The sequence below is a fragment of the Rhizobium sp. NFR12 genome (assembly GCF_900108545.1).
GTDB lineage: Bacteria > Pseudomonadota > Alphaproteobacteria > Rhizobiales > Rhizobiaceae > Neorhizobium > Neorhizobium soli.
The window spans coordinates 586,579-610,731 of record NZ_FNWM01000002.1; the positions used below are offsets into that span (position 1 = coordinate 586,579).

At 61.5% G+C, this 24,153-nt stretch carries 21 protein-coding genes; 6 read left to right on the forward strand and 15 right to left on the reverse strand.

Annotation, left to right across the window (positions count from 1 at the left end; translation table 11 throughout):
* Window positions 1-9: 9 nt before the first annotated feature.
* Window positions 10-2,970: a bifunctional [glutamine synthetase] adenylyltransferase/[glutamine synthetase]-adenylyl-L-tyrosine phosphorylase gene (locus BLW69_RS10145; protein WP_092661754.1), complete on the forward strand. Its 2,961-nt coding sequence runs from the start codon at window positions 10-12 to the stop codon at window positions 2,968-2,970.
* 29 nt (window positions 2,971-2,999) lie between these two features.
* Here BLW69_RS10145 and BLW69_RS10150 read toward each other — a convergent pair whose 3' ends face one another.
* From BLW69_RS10150 to pepN, 3 genes are all read right to left on the reverse strand, one after another.
* On the reverse strand, window positions 3,000-3,266 hold the full coding sequence (locus BLW69_RS10150) for a hypothetical protein (protein ID WP_139283838.1): 267 nt from the start codon (window positions 3,264-3,266) through the stop codon (window positions 3,000-3,002).
* Window positions 3,267-3,351: 85 nt separating this feature from the next.
* Window positions 3,352-5,706, reverse strand: coding sequence for a PAS domain-containing sensor histidine kinase (locus BLW69_RS10155; RefSeq protein ID WP_244508801.1), 2,355 nt, complete (start codon window positions 5,704-5,706; stop codon window positions 3,352-3,354).
* Window positions 5,707-5,989: 283 nt separating this feature from the next.
* On the reverse strand, window positions 5,990-8,638 hold the full coding sequence (gene pepN / locus BLW69_RS10160) for an aminopeptidase N (RefSeq protein ID WP_092661758.1): 2,649 nt from the start codon (window positions 8,636-8,638) through the stop codon (window positions 5,990-5,992).
* Between the two features lie 326 nt (window positions 8,639-8,964).
* Between pepN and BLW69_RS10165 the strand changes: the two genes are divergently transcribed.
* Window positions 8,965-9,903 carry a DMT family transporter gene (locus BLW69_RS10165; protein ID WP_092662503.1) on the forward strand — a complete coding sequence of 313 codons (939 nt, stop codon included), beginning with the start codon at window positions 8,965-8,967 and terminating at the stop codon, window positions 9,901-9,903.
* A gap of 83 nt (window positions 9,904-9,986) precedes the next feature.
* Here BLW69_RS10165 and BLW69_RS23140 read toward each other — a convergent pair whose 3' ends face one another.
* The 5 genes from BLW69_RS23140 to BLW69_RS10185 form a co-directional block, all read right to left on the reverse strand.
* Window positions 9,987-10,121: a hypothetical protein gene (locus tag BLW69_RS23140; RefSeq protein WP_256413693.1), complete on the reverse strand. Its 135-nt coding sequence runs from the start codon at window positions 10,119-10,121 to the stop codon at window positions 9,987-9,989.
* 13 nt (window positions 10,122-10,134) lie between these two features.
* Entirely contained in the window at window positions 10,135-10,326 is a 192-nt protein-coding gene (locus BLW69_RS10170; protein ID WP_062453430.1) for a hypothetical protein, read from the reverse strand.
* Between the two features lie 171 nt (window positions 10,327-10,497).
* On the reverse strand, window positions 10,498-11,394 hold the full coding sequence (locus tag BLW69_RS10175) for a uracil-DNA glycosylase (RefSeq protein WP_092661760.1): 897 nt from the start codon (window positions 11,392-11,394) through the stop codon (window positions 10,498-10,500).
* Window positions 11,395-11,470: 76 nt separating this feature from the next.
* Window positions 11,471-12,763, reverse strand: coding sequence for an Hsp70 family protein (locus tag BLW69_RS10180; protein WP_092661762.1), 1,293 nt, complete (start codon window positions 12,761-12,763; stop codon window positions 11,471-11,473).
* Between the two features lie 164 nt (window positions 12,764-12,927).
* Window positions 12,928-13,797 (reverse strand): hypothetical protein, encoded by an 870-nt coding sequence (locus BLW69_RS10185; protein WP_139283840.1) that lies wholly within the window; start codon window positions 13,795-13,797, stop codon window positions 12,928-12,930.
* A gap of 153 nt (window positions 13,798-13,950) precedes the next feature.
* On the opposite strand from BLW69_RS10185, the gene blaOXA reads away from it, so the two are divergent.
* The gene (gene blaOXA, locus BLW69_RS10190; protein ID WP_092661766.1) at window positions 13,951-14,754 is read left to right on the forward strand and encodes a class D beta-lactamase; all 804 of its coding nucleotides are present in this window, start codon (window positions 13,951-13,953) and stop codon (window positions 14,752-14,754) included.
* Between the two features lie 7 nt (window positions 14,755-14,761).
* Here blaOXA and BLW69_RS10195 read toward each other — a convergent pair whose 3' ends face one another.
* Together BLW69_RS10195 and BLW69_RS10200 are read right to left on the reverse strand one after the other, a co-directional pair.
* Window positions 14,762-15,475 (reverse strand): DNA helicase, encoded by a 714-nt coding sequence (locus tag BLW69_RS10195; RefSeq protein WP_092661768.1) that lies wholly within the window; start codon window positions 15,473-15,475, stop codon window positions 14,762-14,764.
* Window positions 15,476-15,657: 182 nt separating this feature from the next.
* On the reverse strand, window positions 15,658-16,446 hold the full coding sequence (locus BLW69_RS10200; RefSeq protein ID WP_092661770.1) for an SDR family oxidoreductase: 789 nt from the start codon (window positions 16,444-16,446) through the stop codon (window positions 15,658-15,660).
* A gap of 306 nt (window positions 16,447-16,752) precedes the next feature.
* On the opposite strand from BLW69_RS10200, the gene BLW69_RS10205 reads away from it, so the two are divergent.
* A complete protein-coding gene (locus tag BLW69_RS10205) occupies window positions 16,753-18,429 on the forward strand; it encodes an electron transfer flavoprotein-ubiquinone oxidoreductase (RefSeq protein WP_092662505.1) in 1,677 nt (558 codons plus the stop codon).
* 354 nt (window positions 18,430-18,783) lie between these two features.
* On the opposite strand, the gene BLW69_RS23190 is transcribed toward BLW69_RS10205, so the two are convergent.
* Both BLW69_RS23190 and BLW69_RS10215 read right to left on the reverse strand, forming a co-directional pair.
* Complete coding sequence (locus tag BLW69_RS23190; protein WP_249407523.1) at window positions 18,784-18,921, reverse strand: PIN domain-containing protein; 138 nt, start codon at window positions 18,919-18,921, stop codon at window positions 18,784-18,786.
* Complete coding sequence (locus BLW69_RS10215) at window positions 18,918-19,115, reverse strand: type II toxin-antitoxin system VapB family antitoxin (RefSeq protein ID WP_092661772.1); 198 nt, start codon at window positions 19,113-19,115, stop codon at window positions 18,918-18,920. The genes BLW69_RS23190 and BLW69_RS10215 overlap by 4 nt, the downstream gene beginning before the upstream one ends.
* 194 nt (window positions 19,116-19,309) lie before the next feature.
* Here BLW69_RS10215 and BLW69_RS10220 point away from each other — a divergent pair, with 194 nt between their 5' ends.
* Window positions 19,310-19,927 carry a L,D-transpeptidase gene (locus BLW69_RS10220; RefSeq protein WP_062579746.1) on the forward strand — a complete coding sequence of 206 codons (618 nt, stop codon included), beginning with the start codon at window positions 19,310-19,312 and terminating at the stop codon, window positions 19,925-19,927.
* A gap of 93 nt (window positions 19,928-20,020) precedes the next feature.
* Here BLW69_RS10220 and BLW69_RS10225 read toward each other — a convergent pair whose 3' ends face one another.
* From BLW69_RS10225 to BLW69_RS10235, 3 genes are all read right to left on the reverse strand, one after another.
* Window positions 20,021-20,437 (reverse strand): DoxX family protein, encoded by a 417-nt coding sequence (locus BLW69_RS10225; RefSeq protein WP_062453419.1) that lies wholly within the window; start codon window positions 20,435-20,437, stop codon window positions 20,021-20,023.
* A 105-nt stretch (window positions 20,438-20,542) separates the two neighbouring features.
* The gene (locus BLW69_RS10230; RefSeq protein ID WP_092661774.1) at window positions 20,543-21,559 is read right to left on the reverse strand and encodes a zinc-binding alcohol dehydrogenase family protein; all 1,017 of its coding nucleotides are present in this window, start codon (window positions 21,557-21,559) and stop codon (window positions 20,543-20,545) included.
* Window positions 21,560-21,675: 116 nt separating this feature from the next.
* On the reverse strand, window positions 21,676-22,923 hold the full coding sequence (locus BLW69_RS10235; RefSeq protein WP_092661776.1) for an MFS transporter: 1,248 nt from the start codon (window positions 22,921-22,923) through the stop codon (window positions 21,676-21,678).
* 251 nt (window positions 22,924-23,174) lie between these two features.
* Between BLW69_RS10235 and BLW69_RS10240 the strand changes: the two genes are divergently transcribed.
* Window positions 23,175-24,134 (forward strand): diacylglycerol/lipid kinase family protein, encoded by a 960-nt coding sequence (locus BLW69_RS10240; RefSeq protein WP_092661778.1) that lies wholly within the window; start codon window positions 23,175-23,177, stop codon window positions 24,132-24,134.
* The last annotated feature ends 19 nt before the right edge of the window (window positions 24,135-24,153 follow it).

The window sequence follows — 24,153 nt, forward strand, 5'->3', positions numbered from 1 at the left end:
AGGAAAAGAATGGAGACCGGAAACCGGCTCGACGACGTAGCGGCTGGTGTGATCCGGCCGCTGAACCAGGCGGAGGCCAAGCTTGCGCTTTCCCTGTTGAAGGAGATCGGCAAGACCGAGCCTTCCGTGGCTGAACTCGTCAAGGCCGATGGGCCGCTCAAGGCCTTTTTTGTCGCAGCGTTCTCGCTGTCACCGTTTCTCCGCGATGTGGCTTCGATCAGGCCTAAGCTTCTGGCCGGTGCGATCGACGGGCAGGTCGAGGATGCGCTGGCCGCGCTGGTTGACGCAGCGCGAGACGCCTGGCGACCGGTGGATGCAAGGATCCCGTCCGAGAACGAGGTGATGACGGCGCTGCGCAGTGCCAAACGCGCGTTCGGCTTTCTGCTGGCGCTCGCAGATCTTGCCCGCATCTTCTCGGCACGGGATACGACGCGCTGGCTGAGCGAGTTCGCGCAGGCGTCTACGGCGGCCACGATCGATCATCTGCTTCTGGCAGCCCATGAGAGCGGCAAGCTCCGGCTCGTCGATCGAACGGAGCCGAGCCGCGGATCGGGCCTGATCGTGCTCGGCATGGGCAAGCTCGGTGGCCGCGAGCTGAACTACTCTTCCGATATCGACATCGTCGTCTTCTATGATCCCGACGCCGGCATTCTGGCCGACCCGCTGGATGCCTCGGAAACCTATGGGCGGATGATGCGGCGGCTGATCCGCATTCTGCAGGAGCGCACCGCAGACGGCTATGTGTTCCGTACCGATCTGCGGCTGAGGCCCGATCCCGGCTCGACGCCGCTTGCCGTGTCCATGGATGCGGCGCTGATCTATTACGAGGGCAGGGGGCAGAACTGGGAACGGGCAGCCTTCATCAAGGCCCGTCCGGTGGCTGGCGATATCGCGGCGGGCGAGGGCTTTCTGAAACTGCTGACGCCCTTCGTGTTTCGCAAATATCTCGATTATGCGGCAATTGCCGATATCCATTCGATCAAGCGGCAGATCCATGTTCACAAGGGCCACGGTGCGATTGCCGTCAAAGGCCACGATATCAAGCTTGGTCGCGGCGGCATTCGCGAGATCGAGTTCTTTGCGCAGACCCAGCAGCTGATCGCCGGCGGCCGCATGCCGGCCTTGCGCACGCGCGAGACGGAAGCAGCGCTGAAGGCGCTGGCCGAGGCGAAATGGATCAGGCCCGAGATCGCGGCGGCGCTGACCGATGCCTACTGGTTTCTGCGCGATGTGGAGCACCGCATCCAGATGGTGCATGACGAGCAGACGCACCGGCTGCCAACCACCGAGGCGGAGCTGAAGCGCATTGCCTTCATGCTCGGTTTCGACAGCGTCGCGGCATTTTCGACGCGGCTCGAAGCCATTCTGAGGACGGTCGAGAAGCGCTACTCGCGGCTGTTCGAGCAGGAGGAAAAGCTTTCTTCCCAGGGCGGAAACCACGAAGGCAATCTCGTCTTTACCGGCCAGAAGGACGATCCCGATACGCTTGAGACGCTTGGGCGGCTCGGCTTTGAGCGTCCGGCCGACATGAGCCGGGTCATCCGGACCTGGCATTCCGGTCGCTACCGGGCGACGCAGTCATCGGAAGCGCGCGAGCGGCTGACGGAGATGATGCCGGCGCTCTTGAAGGCAATCGGCGAGAGCCGCCGCGCCGACGAGGCCCTGCTACGGTTCGACAGTTTTCTCAAAGGCCTGCCGGCCGGCATCCAGCTGTTCTCGCTGATCGGCAACAATCCGCTCCTTCTGTCGCTGATCGTGACGATCATGGCCTCTGCGCCGCGGCTGGCCGATATCGTCGCCTCCAAACCGCATGTGTTCGACGGCATGCTGGACCCGGGGCTGATGGCGGAGATCCCCACCCGCGACTTTCTCGCCTCGCGGCTGACGGCGTTTCTGGCAAGCTCGCGGCACTACGAGGACCGGCTGGACCGGCTGCGGATCTTTGCCGCCGAGCATCGTTTCCTGATCGGGATCCGGCTCCTGACCGGGTCGATTTCCGGAGAGGAGGCCGGTCGCGCCTTCACCCATCTCGCCGATCTCCTGATTGAGGCGGCCCTGGTTGCGGTAACAGCCGAAATCGAGACGGCGCACGGCGCCTATCCGGGCGGTCGGTTGGCCGTGCTCGGCATGGGCAAGCTCGGTTCGTTCGAGCTGACCGCCGGCTCCGATGTCGATCTCATCCTTCTCTACGACTATGACAGCGCGGTCGCGGAAAGCGATGGCCCGCGGCCGCTCGATGCGCAACGTTATTTCACGCGCCTGACCCAGCGGCTGGTCGCAGCGCTTTCGGCGCCGATGGCGGAGGGCGTGATCTTCGAGGTGGATCTGCGGCTGCGGCCCTCCGGCAACAAGGGCCCGGTCGCCACCCGCATCGGTGCCTTCGGCAAATATCAGCGCGAGGAAGCCTGGACCTGGGAGCACATGGCGCTGACGCGGGCGCGGCTCGTCTGCGGTGACGCAAGCCTTCAGGACGAGGTCAGGGACGTGATCGACGACGTTCTGTCGGCTCGGCCCGATATCGGCAAGATCGCCAAGGATGTTTCCGAAATGCGGGTGCTGATCGGCAAGGAAAAGCCGCCGCGCGATATCTGGGATCTGAAGCTCATCCCGGGTGGGTTGATCGATATCGAGTTTCTGGCCCAGTACCTGCGGCTTGTCGCACCCGTGAAGAACATCACCGTCCCGACCTACGGCTCGACGACCGGCGAATTGCTGGAACGCCTTGGCGAGGAAATGATCACGCCCGGCGACCTCGATACCTGCCAAGAGGCAATCAGACTGTTCAGCGAACTGTCGCAGATCATCAGGCTCTGTGTCGACGGCCCGTTCGAGCCTGCAGACGCGCCATCCGGCCTCGTGGAGCGCATCTGCAGGGCCGGGGACTGTCCGGACCTGGCAACGCTCGAGGGCGAGGTAAAGCGGCTATCCAAGGCGGTGCGGAAGGTTTTCGAGAAGGTGGTGAGAGCCTGAGCTCCGTCTGCCGGTTCTGACCGAGATGATCATCTGATCAGAGTGAATATCCCGGCTGTCGCAGCGATTGCTGCCAGCACCAGCCCGAAGATCACACAGATGATATTGATGATCCAACCCTGATCCGGCTTCGAATCCAGCTTGACGTTGATCATCGCAAGCGCTGCCCGCGTGTCGTCAGCAATCTCTTCGAGCTTGGTGATACGGGCTTCCATGGCATCGAATATACCGTTGCCGTCGCCGGATTTCAATGTGTTCTGCTTCCTTGGCGGAAAGGCGTCTGCAGCGCTGCTCACAGGTGATCTCCCTCAATACCTGCACAGGGTTGCAAACGAGTAAGCGGAAGTCAATTGCAATCGAAAATTGATTGCGCGGCTTGCTTCAAGCTACCTTCTTTGCCGCAAACTGGACCATGTCGCTCTGGGGGATGTGGATCGAAACCACGGTTCCCTTGCCCATGACGGACCGGATCCGCATCGTGCCGCCGTGCAGGGTGATCAGCGAGCGGGAGATGGCGAGGCCGAGGCCGGAGCCGCCTTTGCTCTTGGCATACTGGCTCTGCACCTGTTCGAAGGGCTGGCCGATCTTCGACAGCGATGCCTTGGGGATGCCGATGCCGGTGTCGGCGATGGTGAGCACGATGCCGCCGCTGATCGGCTTTGCGCGCAGTTCGATGCGGCCGCCTTCGTCGGTGAATTTCACGGCGTTGGAGAGGAGGTTCAGCATCACCTGTTTCAGCGCCCGGCGATCGCCGATCATGTCGAGGGAAGGCGACAGGCACTGGCGGATGGCGATCTGCTTTTCCTGTGCTACCACGGCCGTCAGCCTCAGGCTTTCCTCGATCAGCGGCGTCAGGTTGACGGGCTCCGACTGGATCAGCATGTGGCCGGCCCCGATCTTCGACATGTCGAGGATATCGTTGATGACGTTGAGGAGATGCTTGCCGCTGTCGTGGATATCGCGGGAGTATTCGCTGTATTTGGCGGATCCGAGCGGGCCGAACATGCCGTTCACGAGGATTTCGGAAAAGCCGAGGATGGCGTTGAGCGGCGTTCTGAGTTCGTGGGACATGTTGGCGAGGAATTCCGACTTCGCCTTGTTGGCGGCCTCAGCGCGTTCCTTTTCCGCCTGGTAATTGGCATTGGCGGTCGAAAGCTCTTCCTTCTGGCGCTCGAGCTTCTTCTGCGAGGCGGAGAGATCGCCGATCGTTGCCATCAGGCGCCGCTCGGAATCGCGCAGACGTTCCTGGTGACGCTTGAGCAGGGTGATGTCGGTGCCGACGGATACCGTGCCGCCATCGCGGGTGCGGCGTTCGTTGATCTGCAACCAGCGTTCGTCGGCAAGCTGCACTTCGGTGGTGCGCGACAGGCCGCTGCGATCGGGATCGGCGACGCGGCGTTCGATCACCGGACGGGCAGAGGCGCCAAGCACGGTGCTGCGTTCGGTGCCAGGCACGAGAACCGAATCCGGGAGACCATGGGCCTGCTGGAAGTGGGTGTTGCACATCACCAGGCGGTCGTTCTTGTCCCAGAGAACGAAGGCTTCCGACGTGCACTCGATGGCGTCTGCAAGGCGCTGGTCGGCTTCTGCATAGCGTTCGGCAAGCCGGTGCTGCTCGGTCACATCCATGGCGATGCCGATCACATGGGTGCGACCGTTTGCCATCCGCACGACCTGGGCGCGGGCGCGCATCCACACATAGTGGCCGGCGGCGTGGCGCATGCGGAAGACTTGGTCCACCTGCTTGGCATTGCCGCGGCTGATGGCGCGGGCGAGAGCGTAAAGATTGCCATCGGTCGGGTGCATCATCCGCGCCGCATCGGTAAAGGACACGACGTTGCCAACCGGGGGGAAGCCGAGCATCTCGTACATCGAGCCCGACCAGAACAGGCGCCGGTTAGTAACGTCGAAATCCCACAGGCCGCAGCGACCGCGCGACAGCGCCGTCTCGATGCGCAGGTTCGATTGCACGAACGTCTCGTCGGCGTCGCGGGCGCGCTTCACCTGAGCGTAATAGGCATAGAGGATGACGAGCAGGATGGCCGAAATGCCGGCAAAGATCGTGACGCTGAGCGAGACTTCGCCACGTACGAATTCGTTCGTCGTCTCCAGCGAATGGGCCGCTACGATCAGCGCACCGTCGTTGCCGATTGGCTTGATCGACGCATAGTAGGGGACATCACCGAAAAAGGTCTCGATGACCGTGCCCGACCCGCCGACGCGGCGCATGGCTGCGGTTTCGGGAAGAACCGAGGAAAGACGCTTGCCGAGATAGCTGCCGGCATCGCCGATGCCGCCGAAGATCCGGCCGGTGGTATCGGTAAAGAGCACGACAGCGCCGCGCTCCAGCTTGTCCTGGCCGAGGAATGTCGAGAGACGCGCTTGGGCAGTCTGGCGGTCGGCTGCAGCAAACAGCGATTCCTGACCGGAGAAAGCGGCGGATGCGGTCGCGGACATCAGCGACGCGGACTGGCGCGCGGCATCTTCCATCCGGCCATGCTCGCCCACGATCCCCATAATGCGCGATGCGGCAACGACGGCAAGAAAGATAAGGATCAGAATTGGAATGGAACGCTTCAGCACCAGCTCGACGCGCGGCGTCTGCTGTGCGATCGGCCGGACGGAAAGCTGAGCTTCCTCCGGAGCCGTCCGTCCAAGGCTGCTGAAGCCTGGAAACTTGAAGCGCAACCATCCCCCGGCCTCGGTTTCCCGCTGCACGCCCGATATCATCGTCATCCGATCCCTCGTCGTGATTCGCTGCGCCGCCGCTCGAATCTGACCTAATGAATCACAGAGTGATTCTCTGTGTCCAGAGGGTTGGTAACATTTCGTTAACCATATGATAGTCGACGCATTTACGCCTGAGAGGATCCGCAAATCAGGTGTCTGGGTAACGCTTTTCAGGATGCGAGTTATCAAGCCCCGTCAAGCAAGATGTACCAAAATGTGCCAAATCGGCGCAAAAAATATCCGCGCCGGCAGGCAGCCGACGCGGATGTCATTTTGCACGAAGATTGTCTCAGCCCTTCAGCATACGCTCAACGATGTCGCGCACGTCAGTCGAAAGGGACGGGCTACGTTCAATCGTCATCAAAGCGTCGCGGGCCTGGTCGGCGCGGGTCGGCTCCAGCGAGCGCCATGAGCGCATCGAGGTGAGGATGCGGGCGGCAAGTTGCGGGTTCTTCGGATCGATCTCGAGGATCTGTCCGGCCAGGAACCGGTAGCCTTCGCCGTCGCGACGGTTGAAGCCGGTCGGGTTCGAGAAGGCATACATGCCGACCAGTGCGCGAACACGGTTCGGATTGCCGGCATTGTAGCGCGGATGGTCGATCAACGCTTTGACCCGCGCCAGTGCATCTTCGCCGGGCATGGTCGCCTGCAGCGAGAACCACTTGTCGATGACGAGCGGGTTTTCGCCGAACCGTGTCAGGAAGCTTGCGAGCGCACCTGTTGTTTCCGACGCTTCCGGGAAGCGATGGGCAAGCAGGGTGAGCGCCTGCGACAGTTCCGTCATGTTGTCGGCTGCACCGAAGGCTTCGGCCGCGCGCTGCGGGCTGTTCTCGCCATAGGCGAGGTAGGTCAATGCCGCAGCCTTGAGAGCCCGCTTGCCGGCGCTTTCGGCATCCGGCGAATAGGCACTATCTGCCTTCATGTCACTGAACAGACGCTTGAACAGGTCTTCACCAGCATCTGCGATGAGCTTCAAGACCGCATTGCGGCCCGTGTGAATGGCTTCCGGATCGTTGTTGCCACCAAGCTCGCGACCGATGTCGGCTTCGCTCGGAAGTGCCAGAACCTGCGCGCGGAAGGCCGGCTCCAGCGTGTCGTCACCGGCCGCTTCCAGAAGTGCCGCAATCAGCGCCGGGTCGCAGGTGACCTCATGACCTTCCCGCGCGTCGCGGGCCGCCTTGGTGAGGTTGGGGATGGCGAGATCCGTCAGGGCCTGCCAGCGCGAAAACAGATCCGTATCGTGACGCGCGATATGGGCGAGATCGGCCGGCGTCTGGGTAAAGGCGATGTTGACCGGCGCCGAGAACGAACGGTTGAGCGACAGGACCGGCCGCGACGCGATTCCGGTGAAGGTGAAGGTCTGGCGGCGATCGGTCAGATGCAGCACGTCACCGGTCACTTCACCGCCCTTGACGGATGTCGCGTCGGCAATGGTGCCATTGTCGAGGATCAGCGCGAAGGACAACGGAATGTGCATCGGCTGCTTGTCCGGCTGGCCCGGCGTTGCCGGCACCATCTGTTCGAGCGACAGCTTGAACGTGGCGGATGCCTGGTCGTATTCGGTCGAGACGTTGACGAGCGGCGTGCCGGCCTGCGAATACCAGAGCGAGAACTGGGCGAGATCGCGGCCGCTCACGTCCTCGAAGCATTTCACATAGTCCTCGACGGTGACGGCCTGGCCGTCATGCCGTTCGAAATAGAGATCCATGCCGGCCTTGAAATCGTCCTTGCCGAGCAGCGTGGCGATCATGCCGGTGACTTCGGACCCCTTCTGGTAGACCGTCGTCGTGTAGAAATTGTTGATCTCGCGATAGGTCGTCGGGCGGACCGGGTGGGCGAGCGGGCCGCCATCCTCCGGGAACTGGTCCGAGCGCAGATGGCGCACCTCGGCGATGCGCTTGACCGGGCGCGAGCGCTGGTCGGCCGAGAATTCGTGGTCGCGATAGACCGTGAGGCCTTCCTTCAGGCACAGCTGGAACCAGTCGCGGCAGGTGATGCGGTTGCCGGTCCAGTTGTGGAAGTATTCGTGGGCGATGATCGCCTCGATATTGGCGTAGTCCTGATCCGTTGCAGTCTCTGGATCGGCCAGCACGTACTTGTCGTTGAAGACGTTGAGCCCCTTGTTCTCCATGGCGCCCATGTTGAAGTCTGAGACGGCGACGATCATGAAGATGTCGAGATCGTATTCGCGGCCGAACCGCTCCTCGTCCCACTTCATCGAACGCTTCAGAGCGTCCATGGCATAGGCGGTGCGCGACTCGTTGCCGTGCTCGACATAGATCTTCAGCGTGACTTCACGCTCGGACATCGTCACGAACGTGTCTTCGACGACCGCAAGATCGCCGGCGACGAGAGCAAACAGGTAGGATGGCTTCGGATGCGGATCGAACCAGGCGGCAAAGGCGCGGCCTTCGTCATATCCGGCACCGCCCAGGAAATTGCCGTTCGACAGCATGACCGGGTTGGCGGCCTTGTCACCGATGATGGTGATCGTGTAGGGCGCCAGAACGTCGGGACGGTCAGGGAAGTATGTGATCCGGCGGAAGCCTTCGGCCTCGCACTGCGTGCAATAGATGCCGTTGGTGCGGTAAAGCCCCATCAGCTGCGTATTGGCTTCCGGATTGATATGGGTCGTGATGGTGATCTCAAACGGCGCCTCGGCCGGCAGATCACGGATGATGAGGCTTTCCGGCGTGGCATCGTACTGACTGGCCGGCACGTCCTTTTGGTCAAACAGCAGGCCGGAAAGAGCAAGCTCGTCGCCATCGAGCACCAGAGGAGCGGACGGATCCACGCCTTCGCGGCGATGGAAGATCAGCCGGGCATCCACTTTCGTGTTCGTCGGGTCGAGCTCGAAGGTGAGGTCGACACGTTCCAGAACGAAATCAGTGGGGCGGTAATCTGCCAGATGTACGATCTGGCCCGTATCTGTTCGCATGACTTTTCCTGAACCGGCTCTTCAAATTGAACGCGTCGAGGATCTGCGCGGTTGCGCGCATTGAGCTTTCGACAATCCCCATCGCCGCCGCGGATCATTGCACGCAATACTAAACGATTGTTGAAGCCACCTTTAAGATAACGCGATTTTGTTCCAGTCTTGAGCAGCCTCGCGGAAGCTGACTTGCCATCATGCTTCGTGATTGTGCTTTGTCAATTTCCTGTCGCGGCCCCGGGAAATGTGGTTATTGTGATTTGTATTCGAATCCTTTTCTTTGACGGTGCTGCGATTACGGTCCCGTCACCGTGATTTTTGCAGAGTGCATGATGGTGGCCGACGCGCAGAACCCCTTGCGGGGCATTCTTTTCAAGGTCATCTCCGTCGTCATCTTCGTGGCCATGCAGGTCTGCATCAAGTCCGCCGGAACGGGGATCCCTGCAGGGCAGATCACCTTTTACCGCTCGGCCTTCGGGATCGTGCCGATCGTGCTCTACCTGTCGGTTCTCGGACAGTTATGGCCGGCATTCCACACGTCGAGCATTTTTGGACATTTCAAGCGCGGTGTGCTGGGCATCATGTCGATGGCCTTCGGCTTTTACGGCCTGATCCACCTGCCGCTGCCAGAAGCGATCGCCATCGGCTACGCGGGACCGCTGATGGCCGTCGTGTTTGCAGCGCTCATCCTCAAGGAAACAGTGCGCGTCTATCGCTGGACGGCGGTGTTGATCGGAATCGTTGGCGTTCTCGTCGTCTCCTGGCCAAAGCTGACACTGCTCCGCGACGGCGGGTTTGCCTCCGAACAGGCGCTCGGGGCGATCGCGGTTCTCTGTGCCGCCGTGCTGGCCGGTCTTGCCATGGTGCAGGTGCGCCAGCTGGTGCAGACCGAAAAGACGGCGACGATCGTGCTGTATTTTTCGCTGACCGGCGCGCTTCTGTCGCTGGCCAGCCTGCCGTTCGGCTGGGTGTCGCTGCCCTGGAGCAGTTTTCTGCTTCTGATCGCGGCCGGGCTATGCGGTGGCGTAGCGCAGATCTTCCTGACCGAAAGCTATCGATTTGCCGATGTCTCGACAGTCGCACCCTTCGACTATACGTCGATCATTCTGGGCATTGCCGTGTCATATCTGCTGTTTGCGGACGTGCCGACGGCAACGACGCTGATCGGTACCGCGATTACGGTTTCCGCCGGTATCTTCATTATCTACCGCGAGCATCGGTTGGGTCTCGAGCGCAAGGCGGCACGCCGGGCGTCAAGCACCGCCAACTGAACCCGTGCTGCAGGAACATGCCCTAAACGCAAAAGGGCCGCGTGACGCAGCCCTCGACAGTTCAATCCAACGTGGATGACGCTTTACAGCGGAATTGCAGTTTCCGCGTCGGAGCGCTTTACCGCTGAACGGGAAAACTCGACGGATGCAGATACCGCGCAGCTGATCTGGAGAATGCTGTCGCGGATCGTACGGATCGGGTGCAGAACGGTTTTCATTGTCGTCATACCCTCAGCGTTCACGGAAGTCTGCGAAGACGGCGGACGGACGGGTTATCCCGACCGGACGGCTCATCGAGCGCGACGTGATCTGCTCGTGCGTGGCAGATCCGAAATGGTGGTACCCGTTCGAGGAGCGCGGCGCGAGGCCGGCAACGCGGAGGGTTTCAAAGCCCGAATGGATCGGACGAAAGCGTGTGGTCATTGCCTTGGTTCCTTAAACCGTGTCCTCCCAAGACAGGATGATATATTGCAGCGCAGCATTGATTCAACAATGGCGGCAAACGCGGCGCTGACATGCAGCGCACGCATAACGATATTCACAAATTGGTAATATTAACGCGAATCGCCGGTCCGCTGCCTAGATTCTGGGCATTCAAGTGCCGGAAATGCGGCTTTTGAACAGCAGCATATCCTGCCAGGCGAGAGCCTTGTTGGCCGGTGCCGCAAGCAGATCCTGCGGGTGAAGCGTCGCGAGCGCGGAAACCGCAAGTCCCGCTGCCGTGACCTCGCGCCATTCACCGCGCATGGAATGGATCGTGCCGGTGTCGCCGAGGAACAGACGCGCGGGAAAGTTGCCGAGCAGCAGCAGATGGCGTGGCTCGGCAAGCGCGATCTGACGGTCGAGGAACGGTCTGCAGATTTCAAGTTCGGCGTCGGACGGCATCCGGCTTCCCGGCGGACGCCAGGGGATGATGTTGGTGAGCAGCACCGTCTCGCGCGACAGGCCGATCGCCGACAGCATCCGATCGAGCAATTGGCCCTGCCGCCCGGAAAACGGTGTGCCGTCGCGATCATCTTCGGCATTCGGCATCGGGCCGATCACCATGATGCGCGATTGCGGATCGCCGGTCATGAACACCGTTGAGCGGGCGCCGTGTTTCAGGTTGCAGCCGCCGAAGGTTTCCAGCGCCGTCTTCAGTTCGGAAAGCGTGCCGGCACCGTCTGCCGCAAGACGCGCGGCATTGACCGCGCCGCCGTCGGGAATGGCGACCTGCTGCATGGAGGACGGGGTAAGACGCGGAGCCGGGGGTGCGGGACGCTGCGGCTGTGGTGTATCGCCACCGCCAGCATAGGCCTCACGCTCGCCCTGCGGCGGTGACGACGCGTTCGGTGCTGCTCGGCCTTGCGCCTTTGCCGCCTTCTGCTCGGCAAACTGCGCGAAGCGATCGACCGGTTCGTCCTCGACCAGCCAGTCGACACCCGAATCCGCATAGAAATGCAGCAGCGCTGCAAGTTCGGCAGGATCGAGTTCGGAGGCGGTGGGGCTCATATGCGCACCCTATAGCATGTCGGGCTCGGGTTGGAATGGGATTCCGTCCGCGGCTGTGGAGAACCTCGTGGAGTGCTTACGCCGCCCACTGCTCCACATCGCCGCTTTCGCCGATCAGGGCCAGACCGTGGGCGATCGACAACAGTTCGCCGCCGCTCTCGATCTTGCCGGCATCGAAGCGCCGGTTGAAGATCTGCCGCACCGCCGGCACGAAGGACGTGCCGCCGGTCAAGAACACCTTGTCGACCTCATCAGGTGCCGTGTTTGTCTTGGTCAGCACGTCGTCCAGCGCACCTTCGATCCGGGCGAGGTCGTCGGCGATCCAGGTTTCGAAATCGGTCCGCTTCACCATCTTCTTGCCACCCCGGCCGAGCGGCGAGAAATTGAACTCCGCCTCGTCGGACGCAGAAAGCGCCATCTTGGTGGCCGAGATCGACTGATAGAGCGGATAGCCTTCGTCGTGATCGACGAGATCGATAAACAGTTCCAGCTTGTCGGGATCGGTTGCCGAGCGCACCAGCGATTTCAGATCCGTGAACTCGCGGGTCGTCTTGAAGATAGACAACTGGTTCCAGCGAGAGAAATTCGCATAATAGATGGAGGGCACTTCGAGAAGCTTGTCGAAGCTCTTGAAATGCGTGCCCTTGCCGATCTCGGGCGCCACCAGATGCTCCACCATCCGCGCGTCGAAGTGATCGCCGGCGATGCCGACGCCCGAATGGCCGATCGGAGTTGCGACGAGCTTGCCGGCGACACGCTCGAAGCGGATGAGCGAGTAGTCCGTCGTGCCGCCGCCAAAGTCGGCCACCAGAACGGTGGCATCGCTCTTCAGGCTCTGCGCGAAGTAATAGGCGGCTGCGACAGGCTCGTAGACATAGTGGATTTCCGGAAAGCCCAGCCGCGTCAGCGCTTCGTTGTAGCGATCGGTGGCGAGTTTCTCATCCGGGCTGGCGCCGGCAAAATGCACCGGACGTCCTGCGACGAGACGCGAGACTTCGCCCGGCCAGTTGCCTTCCGCGTAGGCCTGCAGCCGCTTCAGGAAGATTTCCATCAGGTCTTCGAACATGTGCCGGCGGGCAAACACCAGCGTACCCTGAAACAGGGGGCTTGCAGCAAAGGTCTTGATCGACTGCAGGAAGCGAACATCACCGGGATTGTCGATGAACTGGCGGATGGCGGCCTGACCGGCCTCGATCTTCAGCGCCTGCGCGCCAAGCTTCGCATCCTTCATGAAGGACAGCGCCGTGCGCATCGAATCCGTGGTGCCGGCGCTGCTGGAGAACTCCAGCGAATGCGTGGTGGCGCCACTGTCCGCCAATGCCAGAACCGTATTGGTCGTGCCGAAATCAAGCCCGAGCGCCCGTGCCATGGCCGTGCTCCTTAAAGATCTACGTCGAATATGATGAACCGGAAGCGCCGCTTCCGAGGGCAACCGAACGCGAAAACGCGCCCTGTTTTTCAAGAGGGCGCGTGATGGCACAAGGTGCAGGCGAAGGCAAGAGCGGAAAGGGACTGAACCCCCTCCGGTCGTCCTCAGGCCTCGCTGTAGATCTTTCCCATATCCAGCGTCTTGGACGTATCGCCGGAGCCGAACAGGGTGCCGATCGTCTGGGTTTTCTTGGAAACGATATTGTCCAGCATCTGGCTGACCATCAGGCTCTGAAGGACTTCCGAAGCCCGTTCGCGGACCTGCTGTTCCTCGTCGGAGCCGGTCGTTCCGAAACGCGTCTGAATCCTTGCGATCTGGTCGAGGAAGTTGGCGACGTGATCGGCAGAGGCTGTTTTCGAGACAGAGGTCGACGCCGTTGTAGGAGCGTTGGAAGCCGACGCGGTCGTTCCCGCACTTGCGCCAGTCGCCGGTGTCGTGGATGCCGTGCCAGCCTGGACGGGGCCCGCCGACGAGGGGCCAGACGCGGTGCCGGAACTTGCGCTGTTCGATGGCGAAGCGCCAGCCATGTCGGTCGAACCCGTCTCAGCCACCGCATCGTCGTCCGTCACTCTGGGGGTGCTGTCGGTGCTTCCTGCTTCTCCAGCCTCAGCGCCGGTCGGTTCGGCATGATCGGTTTCCGCTGTCTCCGGCGCAGTCCATACCGGTGTCCCGGCCGCGTCTTCCTTTTCTAAGCGACCGTCCGCTTCGTCGTTGTCGACCGCGGTCGGCTCGGACGTCGCGGGCTCGTCGTTCGAAGCGACCGGCGTCGGGGCGTAGATCCCGTCATCGCTGTTGTCGACCTGCGTGTCGGGCTCGTCGCTTTTCACCGGTTCGGCGGAAACCGGCTCGTTGCTGGCAGGCTTGGCTGTGGACGAATTGCCGGATGTGGTGCTTGCCGGTTGGGTGCTTGGGCTGGACGTCTGGCTCGGCGAGGATGAACTCGATCCGCCTCTGAAAAGGCTGTCAATTAACACGGTATGCCCCTTGGGTTCTAATCAAGCTCGGCCTGTAACAGCGTCGCCTTGACGAGGGGTCAAAACCGGCATGACAAGTTAACTCAATGTTTACACATTCATGGAGGATCTTCCCGGCGTCGCACAAGGAGGACTGCTAGAGTGTTGAAGAAAATGAAGTTTCTGTCGTTGATCACGGTTGCGTGCTTGTTTTCCGGCGTGGCCTCCCATGCTGCCGAGCCCATCGCCTGCACGGTCGTGATCGAGGAAAAGACAGGTGAACAAGTGCACCGGGAAGGCGCCTGCGATCAGGCTTTCTATCCGCAATCCACCTTCAAGCTGCCGCTCGCGATGATGGGCTACGACGCCGGCATCCTCAGCGACGAGACGACGCCGCTCTGGAAATACCAGGCAAAATTCAACCGCTCGCAGCGTGAGCAAAAGGATGTCGACCCGACCATCTGGGAACGCGATTCGATCGTCTGGTATTCGCAGGAGATCACGCGCGAGCTCGGCAAGGAACGGTTCGCGGCCTATGTGAAGGCCTTCGGTTACGGCAATGGCAATGTCTCCGGCGGACCCGCTGGCACCGATGGCTTGACGGAAGCATGGCTGATGTCGTCGCTGAAGATTTCGCCGGACCAGCAGGTGGCGTTCACTCGCCGCTTCCTCACCGGCAAGCTGCCGATCTCGGAAAAGGCTTCCGACATGACGCAGGCCATCCTGCCGCATTTTGCAGCCGGCGACGGCTGGGACGTGCAGGGTAAGACCGGTGCCGGTTGGCTGCGCGGAAAGGACGGCAAGCCGGACTATGCCCGCCCGATCGGCTGGTTCGTCGGCTGGGCCGAGCAGAACGACCGCCGCGTGATCTTCGCGAGGTTGCTGGTCGACGTGAAGCGCTATCCCGACACGCCGATCAGCTATGTTGTGCGTGACAGCCTGATCGCCGACCTGCCGAAGCTTGCCGCCGATCTCTGACCGTCGCTTACCCGTTCGGCTGGAACGCCACGCTGCCGCTCTGCAGGAAGCAGGTCCGGCTGAACTTGGACAGGTCGAGCGGGTTGGGAAGCCTGACATCCGCGATGTCGGGGAGGGGCTTCGCGGCCGCGTCGTAAGCGCGGTCGATCTGCGACACGAAGACGATGATCAGACCGCGCTTACGGGCGAAAGACTCGAGTGTGGAAACTTGGTCGGCCAGCGGCGGGTTTTCGCGGCGCTGGTCGAGCAGTTGAAGACAGTCCACCACGACCAGCGTACCGGCTGCAGCGGTTTCCAGCGCCTCGATCATGTAACCGGCATTGATCGCATCGGAGCAGTCGAACGAAAACTGGTCTCCGAAGCGCTGAGGCTCGACCTCAAGCGCGCGAAAGCGCCCGAGAATGTCGGCAGGCGTATAATCGAGGCTGAAGAAAAAGGCGCTATTGCCGGCTTTCATGGCCTCGATGGCAAGGCTGAGCGCCATCAGCGTCTTGCCCTGTCGCGGCCTTGCACCGACCAGCAGCATGTCGCCCTGTTTCAGGCTTCGGTACAAGATTTCGGCGGGCGATGTTTCGGTATGTTTGGCCGATAGCAGGCTCCAGCTCCGGTACCCTTGCTCGACGGCGATGCGGTCGAGCGCGGCGTGAAGGGGAGTGGATGTCTGCCGGGCGAGAAGCTTCGCCTTGCGTTTCAGCTGGTAGATCGGAACTGTCGTTTTCATGGTCAAACCTCCTATCGCGAGCGTGTTTCGCAATCCCTCCTTGTGCGGATGCTCGAACAGTCGGTTCGATGATCAGACGTCCGGTATGAGGTTTACTTTCCCGTTCGGAGGGGGGAGGCGTGGACCGCGCCAGAATCAGAGCCTAGCGCGATCCGTGTCGTCTTCAAAGTGGTCTTGTCAGGTTAGAACGAGCGGGCCGCTCCGCCATCGACGCGCAGCATCGATCCGGTGATGTAGCTTGCGGCTTCCGAGCAGAGGAAGGCACCGGCAGCGCCGAATTCCTCGACCGTGCCGAGCCGGCCGGCGGGGATCGTCTTGACCGATGCGGCGCGGACTTCGTCAATCGTCTTGCCCTGCTTCTTCGCATTGGCCGTATCAAGCTCCTCGATCCGGTCGGTGAGGATGCGGCCAGGCAGCAGCATGTTGGCGGTAATGCCGGAACCGGCGACTTCTGTCGCAAGCGTCTTGTTCCAGCCGACCAGAGCGCCGCGCAGCGTATTCGACAGCGCGAGGTTCGCGATCGGCTCGACCACGCCGGAGGAGGCGACCGTCAGAACGCGACCCCAGCCTTGCGCCTTCATCTGCGGCAGCAACGTGTTGGTGAGCGTGATGACGCGCAACACCATCGACTGGAAGAACGTGTCGAGCTTGTCGGCGCTCATGTCCTCAGTCGTTCCGGGCGTTGGACCGCCGGTATTGTTGACGAGAATGTCGATGCCGCCGAGCTTTTCCTCAACGGCCGTCACCATCGAAGCGACGAAATTCTCTTCGCCGAGGTCGCCCCGGACCCAGTCTGCCTTGCCTTTGCCGAGCGCATTGATCGCCTTGCAGTTTTCGGCGAGCTGATCGCCCGACCGACCGACCAGAAGGACGTTTGCACCTTCCGCCGCCAGAGCCTTGGCTATCCCCAGCCCAAGGCCGCGGGAGGAGGCGAGTACGAGCGCGCGTTTGCCGGCAATACCGAGATCCATGAAGCTTTCCTTCTCTGCACGAGGTTCATGACGGGCCTTACGGCGCGACGACAGGTTGCGACGCTGGACCGGTCATTTGAATGCCGGGGCTTTATAGCTTTGGTATAACAATGGTGAAAGCCGGAACTTGCCTTTGGCGCCAGAACCGTTATTTACGTGTACGTCAACGTAAGTTGAGAAAACGGAAGCGTGGTTTGCGCGAATGACAAGCCGGAAGACGTTTTCGCGCCTCGACAAGCGGGATCGCTTTTGACAAGACAGAAACAGACCTACTGCGCCGGCGAGGGGCCGGCATCGGAGTTTGCAATGGACGCCCAAGACCTTTCCGCCAACCCGCTTCCCGAACGTGAAAGCATGGAGTTCGACGTCGTGATCGTTGGCGCTGGCCCGGCAGGCCTGTCGGCTGCGATCCGCTTGAAGCAGGTCAATCCGGATCTGACGGTGGTCGTTCTGGAAAAAGGCGGCGAAGTCGGTGCGCATATTCTTTCAGGCGCCGTGGTCGATCCGTCGGGCATTGATGCGCTCCTGCCCGGCTGGCGGGAGGAAGAGGGCCATCCCTTCAAGACCGAAGTAACCGACGACCAGTTCCTGCTGCTCGGTCCCGCCGGCTCGATCCGCCTGCCGAACTTCGCCATGCCGCCGCTCATGAACAATCACGGCAATTACATCGTCTCGCTCGGCAACGTCTGTCGCTGGCTTGCCGAAAAGGCCGAAGCGCTGGGCGTCGAGATCTATCCCGGCTTTGCTGCCGCCGAAGTGCTCTACAATGACCAGGGTGCCGTAATCGGTGTCGCAACCGGCGACATGGGGATCGAGAAGAACGGCGAGCCGGGTCCTGCCTATACCCGCGGCATGGAACTGCTCGGCAAGTACACGCTGATCGGCGAAGGCGTGCGTGGCTCGCTAGCCAAGCAGCTGATCGCGAAATTCGATCTCGCCAAGGATCGCGAACCGCAGAAATACGGCATCGGCATCAAGGAACTTTGGCAGGTCAAGCCGGAGAACCACAGACAAGGCCTCGTCCAGCACTCGTTCGGCTGGCCGCTCGGCATGAAGACCGGCGGCGGCTCCTTCCTCTACCACCTGGAGGATAACACGGTCGCGGTCGGCTTCGTCGTCCACCTCAACTACAAGAACCCCTATCTCTACCCGTTCGAGGAATTCCAGCGGTTCAAGACGCATCCGGCCATCCGGGGCACGTTCGAAGGCGGCAAACGCCTGTCCTACGGCGCGCGCGCGATCACCGAGGGTGGCTACCAGTCGGTGCCGAAACTGTCCTTCCCGGGTGGCGCGCTGATCGGCTGTTCCGCCGGCTTCGTCAACGTGCCCCGCATCAAGGGATCGCACAACGCGGTCATCTCCGGCATGCTCGCCGCCGACAAGCTGGCCGCCGCGATCGCTGCCGGCCGCGCCAATGACGAGCCGGTCGAGATCGAGAACGAATGGCGCCAGACGGCGATCGGCACCGATCTCAGGCGCGTGCGCAACGTCAAGCCGCTCTGGTCGAAGCTCGGAACCGGTCTCGGCGTCGCGCTCGGCGGTCTCGACATGTGGACCAACCAGCTGTTCGGCTTCTCGTTCTTCGGCACGCTGAAGCACGGCAAGACCGATGCGCAAAGCCTGGAGCCGGCGGCACAGCACAAAAAGATCGACTATCCCAAGCCCGATGGCGTGCTGACCTTCGACCGTTTGTCCTCGGTGTTTCTCTCCAACACCAACCACGAGGAAGACCAGCCGGTCCATCTCAAGGTCAAGGACATGGACCTGCAGAAGCGCTCCGAGCTCAAAGTCTATGCGGGCCCCTCGACCCGCTACTGTCCCGCCGGGGTCTATGAATGGGTGGAGAAGGACGGCGAAGAAGTCTTCGTCATCAACGCCCAGAACTGCGTCCACTGCAAGACCTGCGACATCAAGGACCCCAACCAGAACATCGTGTGGGTCCCGCCACAGGGCGGCGAGGGGCCGGTGTATCAGAATATGTGATCCTTGAGGTGCCGAGGGAGACCAGAGCAACCGCTGTGCGTTCGATTGGACGCACAGCGATCTAGAGAGGCGCCTCCGCACAGTCCCGGATGCAAATCGCTGCACTGGTTTGCTGGGAGCGCTTCAGACTGAGGTCCAGCCACGGCCGAACCGGTGGGCGACAGCGTTCAGCCGCTTGTCCCGTGTCCAAAGCAACAGATCCGGCGTCAACAACAGAGACGCCACGAGATGCGAGTCACAATAGCCGATGCCTGAGCCGGACAGTTTCTGTGTCCGTATCATTGCCAGAACCTCCGCATCTGACGCTGTTACGGATTTCGGCAGCCGATGCAGATAGCCGATGATCACATCGTATTAGCGCATGTTCCCCAGCGCCAGTTCCCCGATCACATGCGGATGAGTGCAGACCTGTCCATTCTCCAGCAGAGCAATCAGCCTCGGGTCTGGTTTGCCGAGATGGTCGGCCCAGATGACTGTATCGACCAGAATCACTGCTCGTCCGGCCGCCAGCGGGGCGCTGATCTGAAGTCTGGTTCCGTTCCGCCCAGAAGAGCAAGGCGCCGTGCAGCTTCATTTTGAACGAGAAGCGTAAGCGCCTTCTTGACGATCGCCGATGTCTCCTGAAGACCGGTCATTTCCTTTGCATCGATAAGCAGTTCATCATCGATGGTGATCGTCGTTCGCATGGTCAGTCTCCCTTCGCATGAAAAATAACATCCAGATGATGCGCTTAACAACGTCGCGTGCGCCTGTGGGCGTGCACGGTGTTGTCGGTGCAAATACGCCATGGAACTCGCTCGATCCGCACCCGCCTTATCACTTCATTAACCATAATATCCGTAATTCTTGGTCATCTTCTCGACTCGCCAAGGACACATTCATGTCGATTTCCCGTCGCGGCCTGCTGGTCGGTTTGCCGCTTCTGCTGGCCGGCTGCGCATCCACGTATCCAGAACAGCGCAATTATGCAGCGCTCCCAGGCGAGGCTTTCCCCTTGTCGCCGGTGCCAATCGATCGGATCAGGCCTGAACTGCGCCGGACCGAAGTCGACTATGTCAGCTCCTACGAGGCAGGTACCGTCGTCGTTGATACGCCTGCGCGCCGGGCCTATTACATCCTCGGCAATGGCCGGGCGATCCGTTACGGCGTCGGTGTCGGCCGCGCCGGTCTTGCACTCTCCGGAAACGCCTATGTGGGCCGCAAGGCCGAATGGCCGACCTGGACGCCGACGGCCAACATGCAGCGCCGCGAACCGCGCTACCGGGCGCTCGCAGGCGGCATGCCTGGTGGACCCAACAACCCGCTCGGCGCCCGTGCGATGTATCTTTACCGCGGCGGCAACGATACGCATTTCCGCATCCACGGCACCAACCAGCCGGATTCGATCGGTCACGCGATGTCGAGCGGTTGCATCCGCATGATGAACCACGACGTCATCGATCTTTTCCAGCGCGTCCAGGTCGGCGCAAAGGTCGTCGTCATCCAGGCGAGTGCCTGATCCAAGCCGCAGCCATCCGTAAGAAGCCTGCCGTCACTGTCGTGGCGGCGGGCCTTTTCGCATGTGGATGTTATGGGTGGACTTGAACACCCTTCAGCGTGATTTCCAGGCGACGACCATCAGGCCGCCGATCACGGTGATATGCTCCATCACCACGTAGAACTCGAGCGTCTTGAACGGCTCTTCCATCGTCCAGAAATGGTGTACGATCGGAATCGTCAGCGCCGTGAACACGCCGAGCGCGCCGGCACCGAGCCAGGTCCAGCGGTTGAGGATGATAAGCGCCGAACCCACCAGCTGGGTGATGATGACGGCCACGTTGAAGGCGAATGCCGGTTCCAGCCCGAACTGCGTCATCTCCGCGACGCCGGCCGGAAAATCGATGAGCTTGGAAAGCCCGCTTCCCCAGAACATGAACGTCAGGACGGCTCGGGCCAGATACCCGAACCATGTGGACCCGGTCACGATATCCAGCGGATTTCCGAATGTATTGGATTGCGATGTCGCCATAAGAACCCCCTTTGCGCGTACCCGTCTGGAACATAGCTCCAAACGGCAAACGTGATAAGGTGTAAGTTTTTATCGATACACCTTATGGGGTGTGTTGCTGCGTGGTCAGAAGCCGGACAGAACCAGCTTGCCTCGCGTCGTGCCGCTTTCGATCCTAGCGTGGGCCTTCTTGAGGTTTGCCGCATTGATCGGGCCGATCACGTCGGACAGCGTCGTGCGGATCTTGCCGGCATCAACCAGTTCGGACACATGATTGAGCAGCTTGTACTGTTCAATCATGTCGGCGGTCTGGAACACCGGCCGAACGAACATCGTCTCCCAATGGATCGACAAAGCCTTGCGCTTGAACTGGCGGATATCGATCGGCTCCTTCGGGTCGTCGATCAGCCCTAGTCGTCCCTGCGGCGCGATCATCTCGAGGATGTCGTTGATGTGATCGGAGGTTTCCGTCGTCGAGAACACGAAGGCGGGGTTGCCGATCGCCATCCCGGCGATCTGTTTTGCCAGCGGCTTGGAATGGTCGAGAACATGGTGAGCGCCGAGCGTGCGGATCCAGTCCTGTGTTTCCGGCCGCGAGCCGGTGCCGATCACCGTCGCGTCGGTCAGTTCTCGCAGCAACTGGATGGCGATGGAGCCGACGCCACCGGCGCCGCCAATGACCAGAACCGCATTCCAGGCGCTCGCCACCTTGTCCTGCACCTTCATCCGGTGAAACAGCGTCTCGTAGGCGGTGATTGCCGTCAGGGGCAGCGCGGCCGCCTCCTCGAAGGACAGGCTTGCCGGCTTCTTGCCGACGATCCGCTCGTCGACCAGATGCAGTTCCGCATTGGTGCCGGGACGGTTGACCGCGCCCGCGTAAAACACCTCGTCACCCGGCTTGAAGAGTTTCACATCCGGCCCGACCGCTCTGACCACGCCCGCCGCATCGAAGCCGAGGATCCGGTACTGGCCAGCTTCGACAGGCTGCAACCGGCGCTGCTTGGTATCGACAGGATTGACCGACACGGCCTTGATCTCGACCAGCAGGTCGCGCCCCTTGGCCTCGGGCTCCGGCCGCTCGATGTCGAGAAGGGCGTTTTCGGATGTGATCGGCAAGTTTTCGCTAAAACCGACAGCGCGCATGGAATCTCCTCGTCAAGCTCAGGGCATCGAGGACGATACATCGCGCGTAACGACGGCAACGGCAAGTCGGCGCAGACGAGCGCCGGTACGCTTTACCGAGCCAGCACTTTCCTGGCTCAGGCCGAGGGCTTTGCCTTACGTTCCAGAGCGACCGACACGCTGAAGACGCAGAGCCCGATCAGCGAAAGTACCGCACCGACATAACCGGTTGCCTGAAAACCCCAGCCCCAGGCGATGACGAGCCCGCCGAGCCAGGCACCGAGTGCGTTGGCGATGTTGAAGGCCGAATGGTTGGAAGCGGCCGCCAGCGTCTGGGCGTCGGCCGCCACATCCATCAGCCGCGTCTGCAGCGCCGGGCCGCAGGCAAATCCGCAGCCGACCAGGAAGACGGTGATATAGAGCATGACAGGGATGTGCGCGAAGGTCGCAAAGGCCAGCATCACGGCCACGTAGAACACCATCGTTCCGCCGATCGTGCCCTTCAGCGAAATGTCGGCAAGCCTCGAGCCGACAATATTGCCGACATTCATGCCGATGCCGAACAGGGCGATGACGATCGACACCATGGTGACCGGAAGCCCGGCCGTTTGCGTCGTGGTGGAGGCGATGTAGCTGAACACCGAAAACATGCCGCCGAAACCGACCGAGGCAATGCCGAGCGTCAGCCAGACCTGGGTCTTGCCGAATGCGCTGAGTTCGCGGCGAATGCTGGCGCCTTCCTGCACCTTGTCCCTCGGCTGGAAAAACCAGACGAGTGCCACGGTCAGGAGACCGATGAAGCCGACAAGGTAGAAGGCGGAGCGCCAGGACAGCATCTGGCCCATGAAGGTGGCAAGCGGCGTGCCGAGCAGCGTCGCGATCGTCAGACCCAGCATGACGCGGCCGACGGCGCGGGCGCGCTTGTTGGGCGGCACCATGGAGGCGGCCACCAGCGAGGCTACCCCGAAATAGGCCCCGTGCGGCAGGCCGGTGACGAAGCGCAGCGCGGTAAAGCTCCAGAAACTTGGCGCCATCGCCGACAGGATGTTGCCGACCGCAAAGACACCCATCAGAGCCAGAAGCAGCGTGCGGCGCGGCAGCCGGGCCGATAGAATTGCGATGATCGGCGCGCCGATCACCACACCCAGCGCATAGGCGCTGATCACATAGCCCGCCGTTGGGATGCTGACCTGATACGTCTCCGCCACATTCGGCAGCAGGCCCATGATGACGAACTCGCCGGTACCGATCCCGAAGCCGCCGACGGCAAGCGCGAATTCGATCAGAAGGACGGCGAGGGGGGAAAGGCTGGTTTTCGGGATGCTGTCGTCAGGTCTGGTGTTGGCCTTGGCATCGGGCACGTGTCGGACTGCGGTGTCTGTCATGGTATCGCATCTGTTGAAAAAGCGGACGGGTACGGCTCGAAGCGAGCGCGTCCGGGAGCAAATGATGGGGCTTTGAGGCAGTTGAATTGACAGCAGATTAGCACGTGATTGTGCAGCGCGGTAGGCTTTTGACAAAAACCAACTGTACCACAATCGTGCAATCGCCATGCGGTGCCGTTGATATCTGCCGCGGCCTCACCATTTTCCACCCTGTCGTTATCCGCCGCCCTCGAGCACCTGGTCCCTTGTCGATGAAACTACATGCCGTTTTCAACCGCGATGGCGGGACTTTCCGAACCACGGATATGGACGCTTACTGCGACCACGCCCTGAAGACCTTCCGGGCTGCCGGCCACGAGATCGAGTGCGAAGTTGTTGCCGGCGACAAGGTCGTCGAGACGATGGAAAAGGCAGCCTCGATGCCCGGCGTCGAAGGACTGATCGCCGGCGGTGGCGACGGCACGATTTCCGCGGCGGCGGGCATTGCCTGGAAAAGCGGTATCGTTCTCGGCGTGGTGCCGGCCGGCACGATGAACCTGTTTGCCCGTTCGCTGAAACTGCCGCTTGACATCTGGGAAGTCCTCGACACGTTGGCAGAGGGGACGCCCGAAGCGATCGATATCGCCAGCGCCAACGGAAAAAGCTTCGTGCACCAGTTTTCCGCAGGCCTGCATGCCCGGATGGTGCGCTACCGCAACTCGATGAATTTTGCCTCGAGGCTCGGCAAGATGCGGGCAAGCGCAAGGGCTGCGATCGGCGTCATGTTCAACCCGCCGGAATTCGAGATGGAATATGTCGTCGATGGTAAGCGCACTTCGCGCAAGGTGTCGGCCATCTCGGTCTCAAACAACGAGTTCGGCACCGATCCTCTGATGTTTGCCGATGACCTGACCAGCGGCCATCTGGGGTTCTACCTCGCCGAACCGATGAAACCGTCCGGGGTCGCAAAACTCACCTTCGACATCCTGCGCGGCAAGCTCAAGGAAAACGCCGCGGTCACGGCGATGACGGCAACAGAACTCGAACTGCACTTTCCTCGCCACCGCCGCGACGTCAGCTGTGTCATCGATGGCGAACTCCTGCCGATGAAGCGGGACGTGACACTGAAGATCCATGCCGGCGAACTGAAGGTTCTGGTTCCCGGACAGAATACGGCCGCAGGACGCGAAAATGCCGCTGCGAATATGTCGCCGGAACCGTCTACGGTCTGATCGGCGCTGAACGCGGCAA

Excerpts from the sequence above, each read along its gene's own strand:
- BLW69_RS10145 (WP_092661754.1), top strand. The coding sequence starts at position 10 with ATGGAGACCGGAAACCGGCTCGACGACGTAGCGGCTGGTGTGATCCGG.
- BLW69_RS10155 (WP_244508801.1), bottom strand. The coding sequence starts at position 5,706 with ATGACGATGATATCGGGCGTGCAGCGGGAAACCGAGGCCGGGGGATGG.
- pepN (WP_092661758.1), bottom strand. The coding sequence starts at position 8,638 with ATGCGAACAGATACGGGCCAGATCGTACATCTGGCAGATTACCGCCCC.
- BLW69_RS10165 (WP_092662503.1), top strand. The coding sequence starts at position 8,965 with ATGGTGGCCGACGCGCAGAACCCCTTGCGGGGCATTCTTTTCAAGGTC.
- BLW69_RS23140 (WP_256413693.1), bottom strand. The coding sequence starts at position 10,121 with ATGAAAACCGTTCTGCACCCGATCCGTACGATCCGCGACAGCATTCTC.
- BLW69_RS10170 (WP_062453430.1), bottom strand. The coding sequence starts at position 10,326 with ATGACCACACGCTTTCGTCCGATCCATTCGGGCTTTGAAACCCTCCGC.
- BLW69_RS10175 (WP_092661760.1), bottom strand. The coding sequence starts at position 11,394 with ATGAGCCCCACCGCCTCCGAACTCGATCCTGCCGAACTTGCAGCGCTG.
- BLW69_RS10180 (WP_092661762.1), bottom strand. The coding sequence starts at position 12,763 with ATGGCACGGGCGCTCGGGCTTGATTTCGGCACGACCAATACGGTTCTG.
- blaOXA (WP_092661766.1), top strand. The coding sequence starts at position 13,951 with ATGAAGTTTCTGTCGTTGATCACGGTTGCGTGCTTGTTTTCCGGCGTG.
- BLW69_RS10195 (WP_092661768.1), bottom strand. The coding sequence starts at position 15,475 with ATGAAAACGACAGTTCCGATCTACCAGCTGAAACGCAAGGCGAAGCTT.
- BLW69_RS10200 (WP_092661770.1), bottom strand. The coding sequence starts at position 16,446 with ATGGATCTCGGTATTGCCGGCAAACGCGCGCTCGTACTCGCCTCCTCC.
- BLW69_RS10205 (WP_092662505.1), top strand. The coding sequence starts at position 16,753 with ATGGACGCCCAAGACCTTTCCGCCAACCCGCTTCCCGAACGTGAAAGC.
- BLW69_RS10215 (WP_092661772.1), bottom strand. The coding sequence starts at position 19,115 with ATGCGAACGACGATCACCATCGATGATGAACTGCTTATCGATGCAAAG.
- BLW69_RS10220 (WP_062579746.1), top strand. The coding sequence starts at position 19,310 with ATGTCGATTTCCCGTCGCGGCCTGCTGGTCGGTTTGCCGCTTCTGCTG.
- BLW69_RS10225 (WP_062453419.1), bottom strand. The coding sequence starts at position 20,437 with ATGGCGACATCGCAATCCAATACATTCGGAAATCCGCTGGATATCGTG.
- BLW69_RS10230 (WP_092661774.1), bottom strand. The coding sequence starts at position 21,559 with ATGCGCGCTGTCGGTTTTAGCGAAAACTTGCCGATCACATCCGAAAAC.
- BLW69_RS10235 (WP_092661776.1), bottom strand. The coding sequence starts at position 22,923 with ATGACAGACACCGCAGTCCGACACGTGCCCGATGCCAAGGCCAACACC.
- BLW69_RS10240 (WP_092661778.1), top strand. The coding sequence starts at position 23,175 with ATGAAACTACATGCCGTTTTCAACCGCGATGGCGGGACTTTCCGAACC.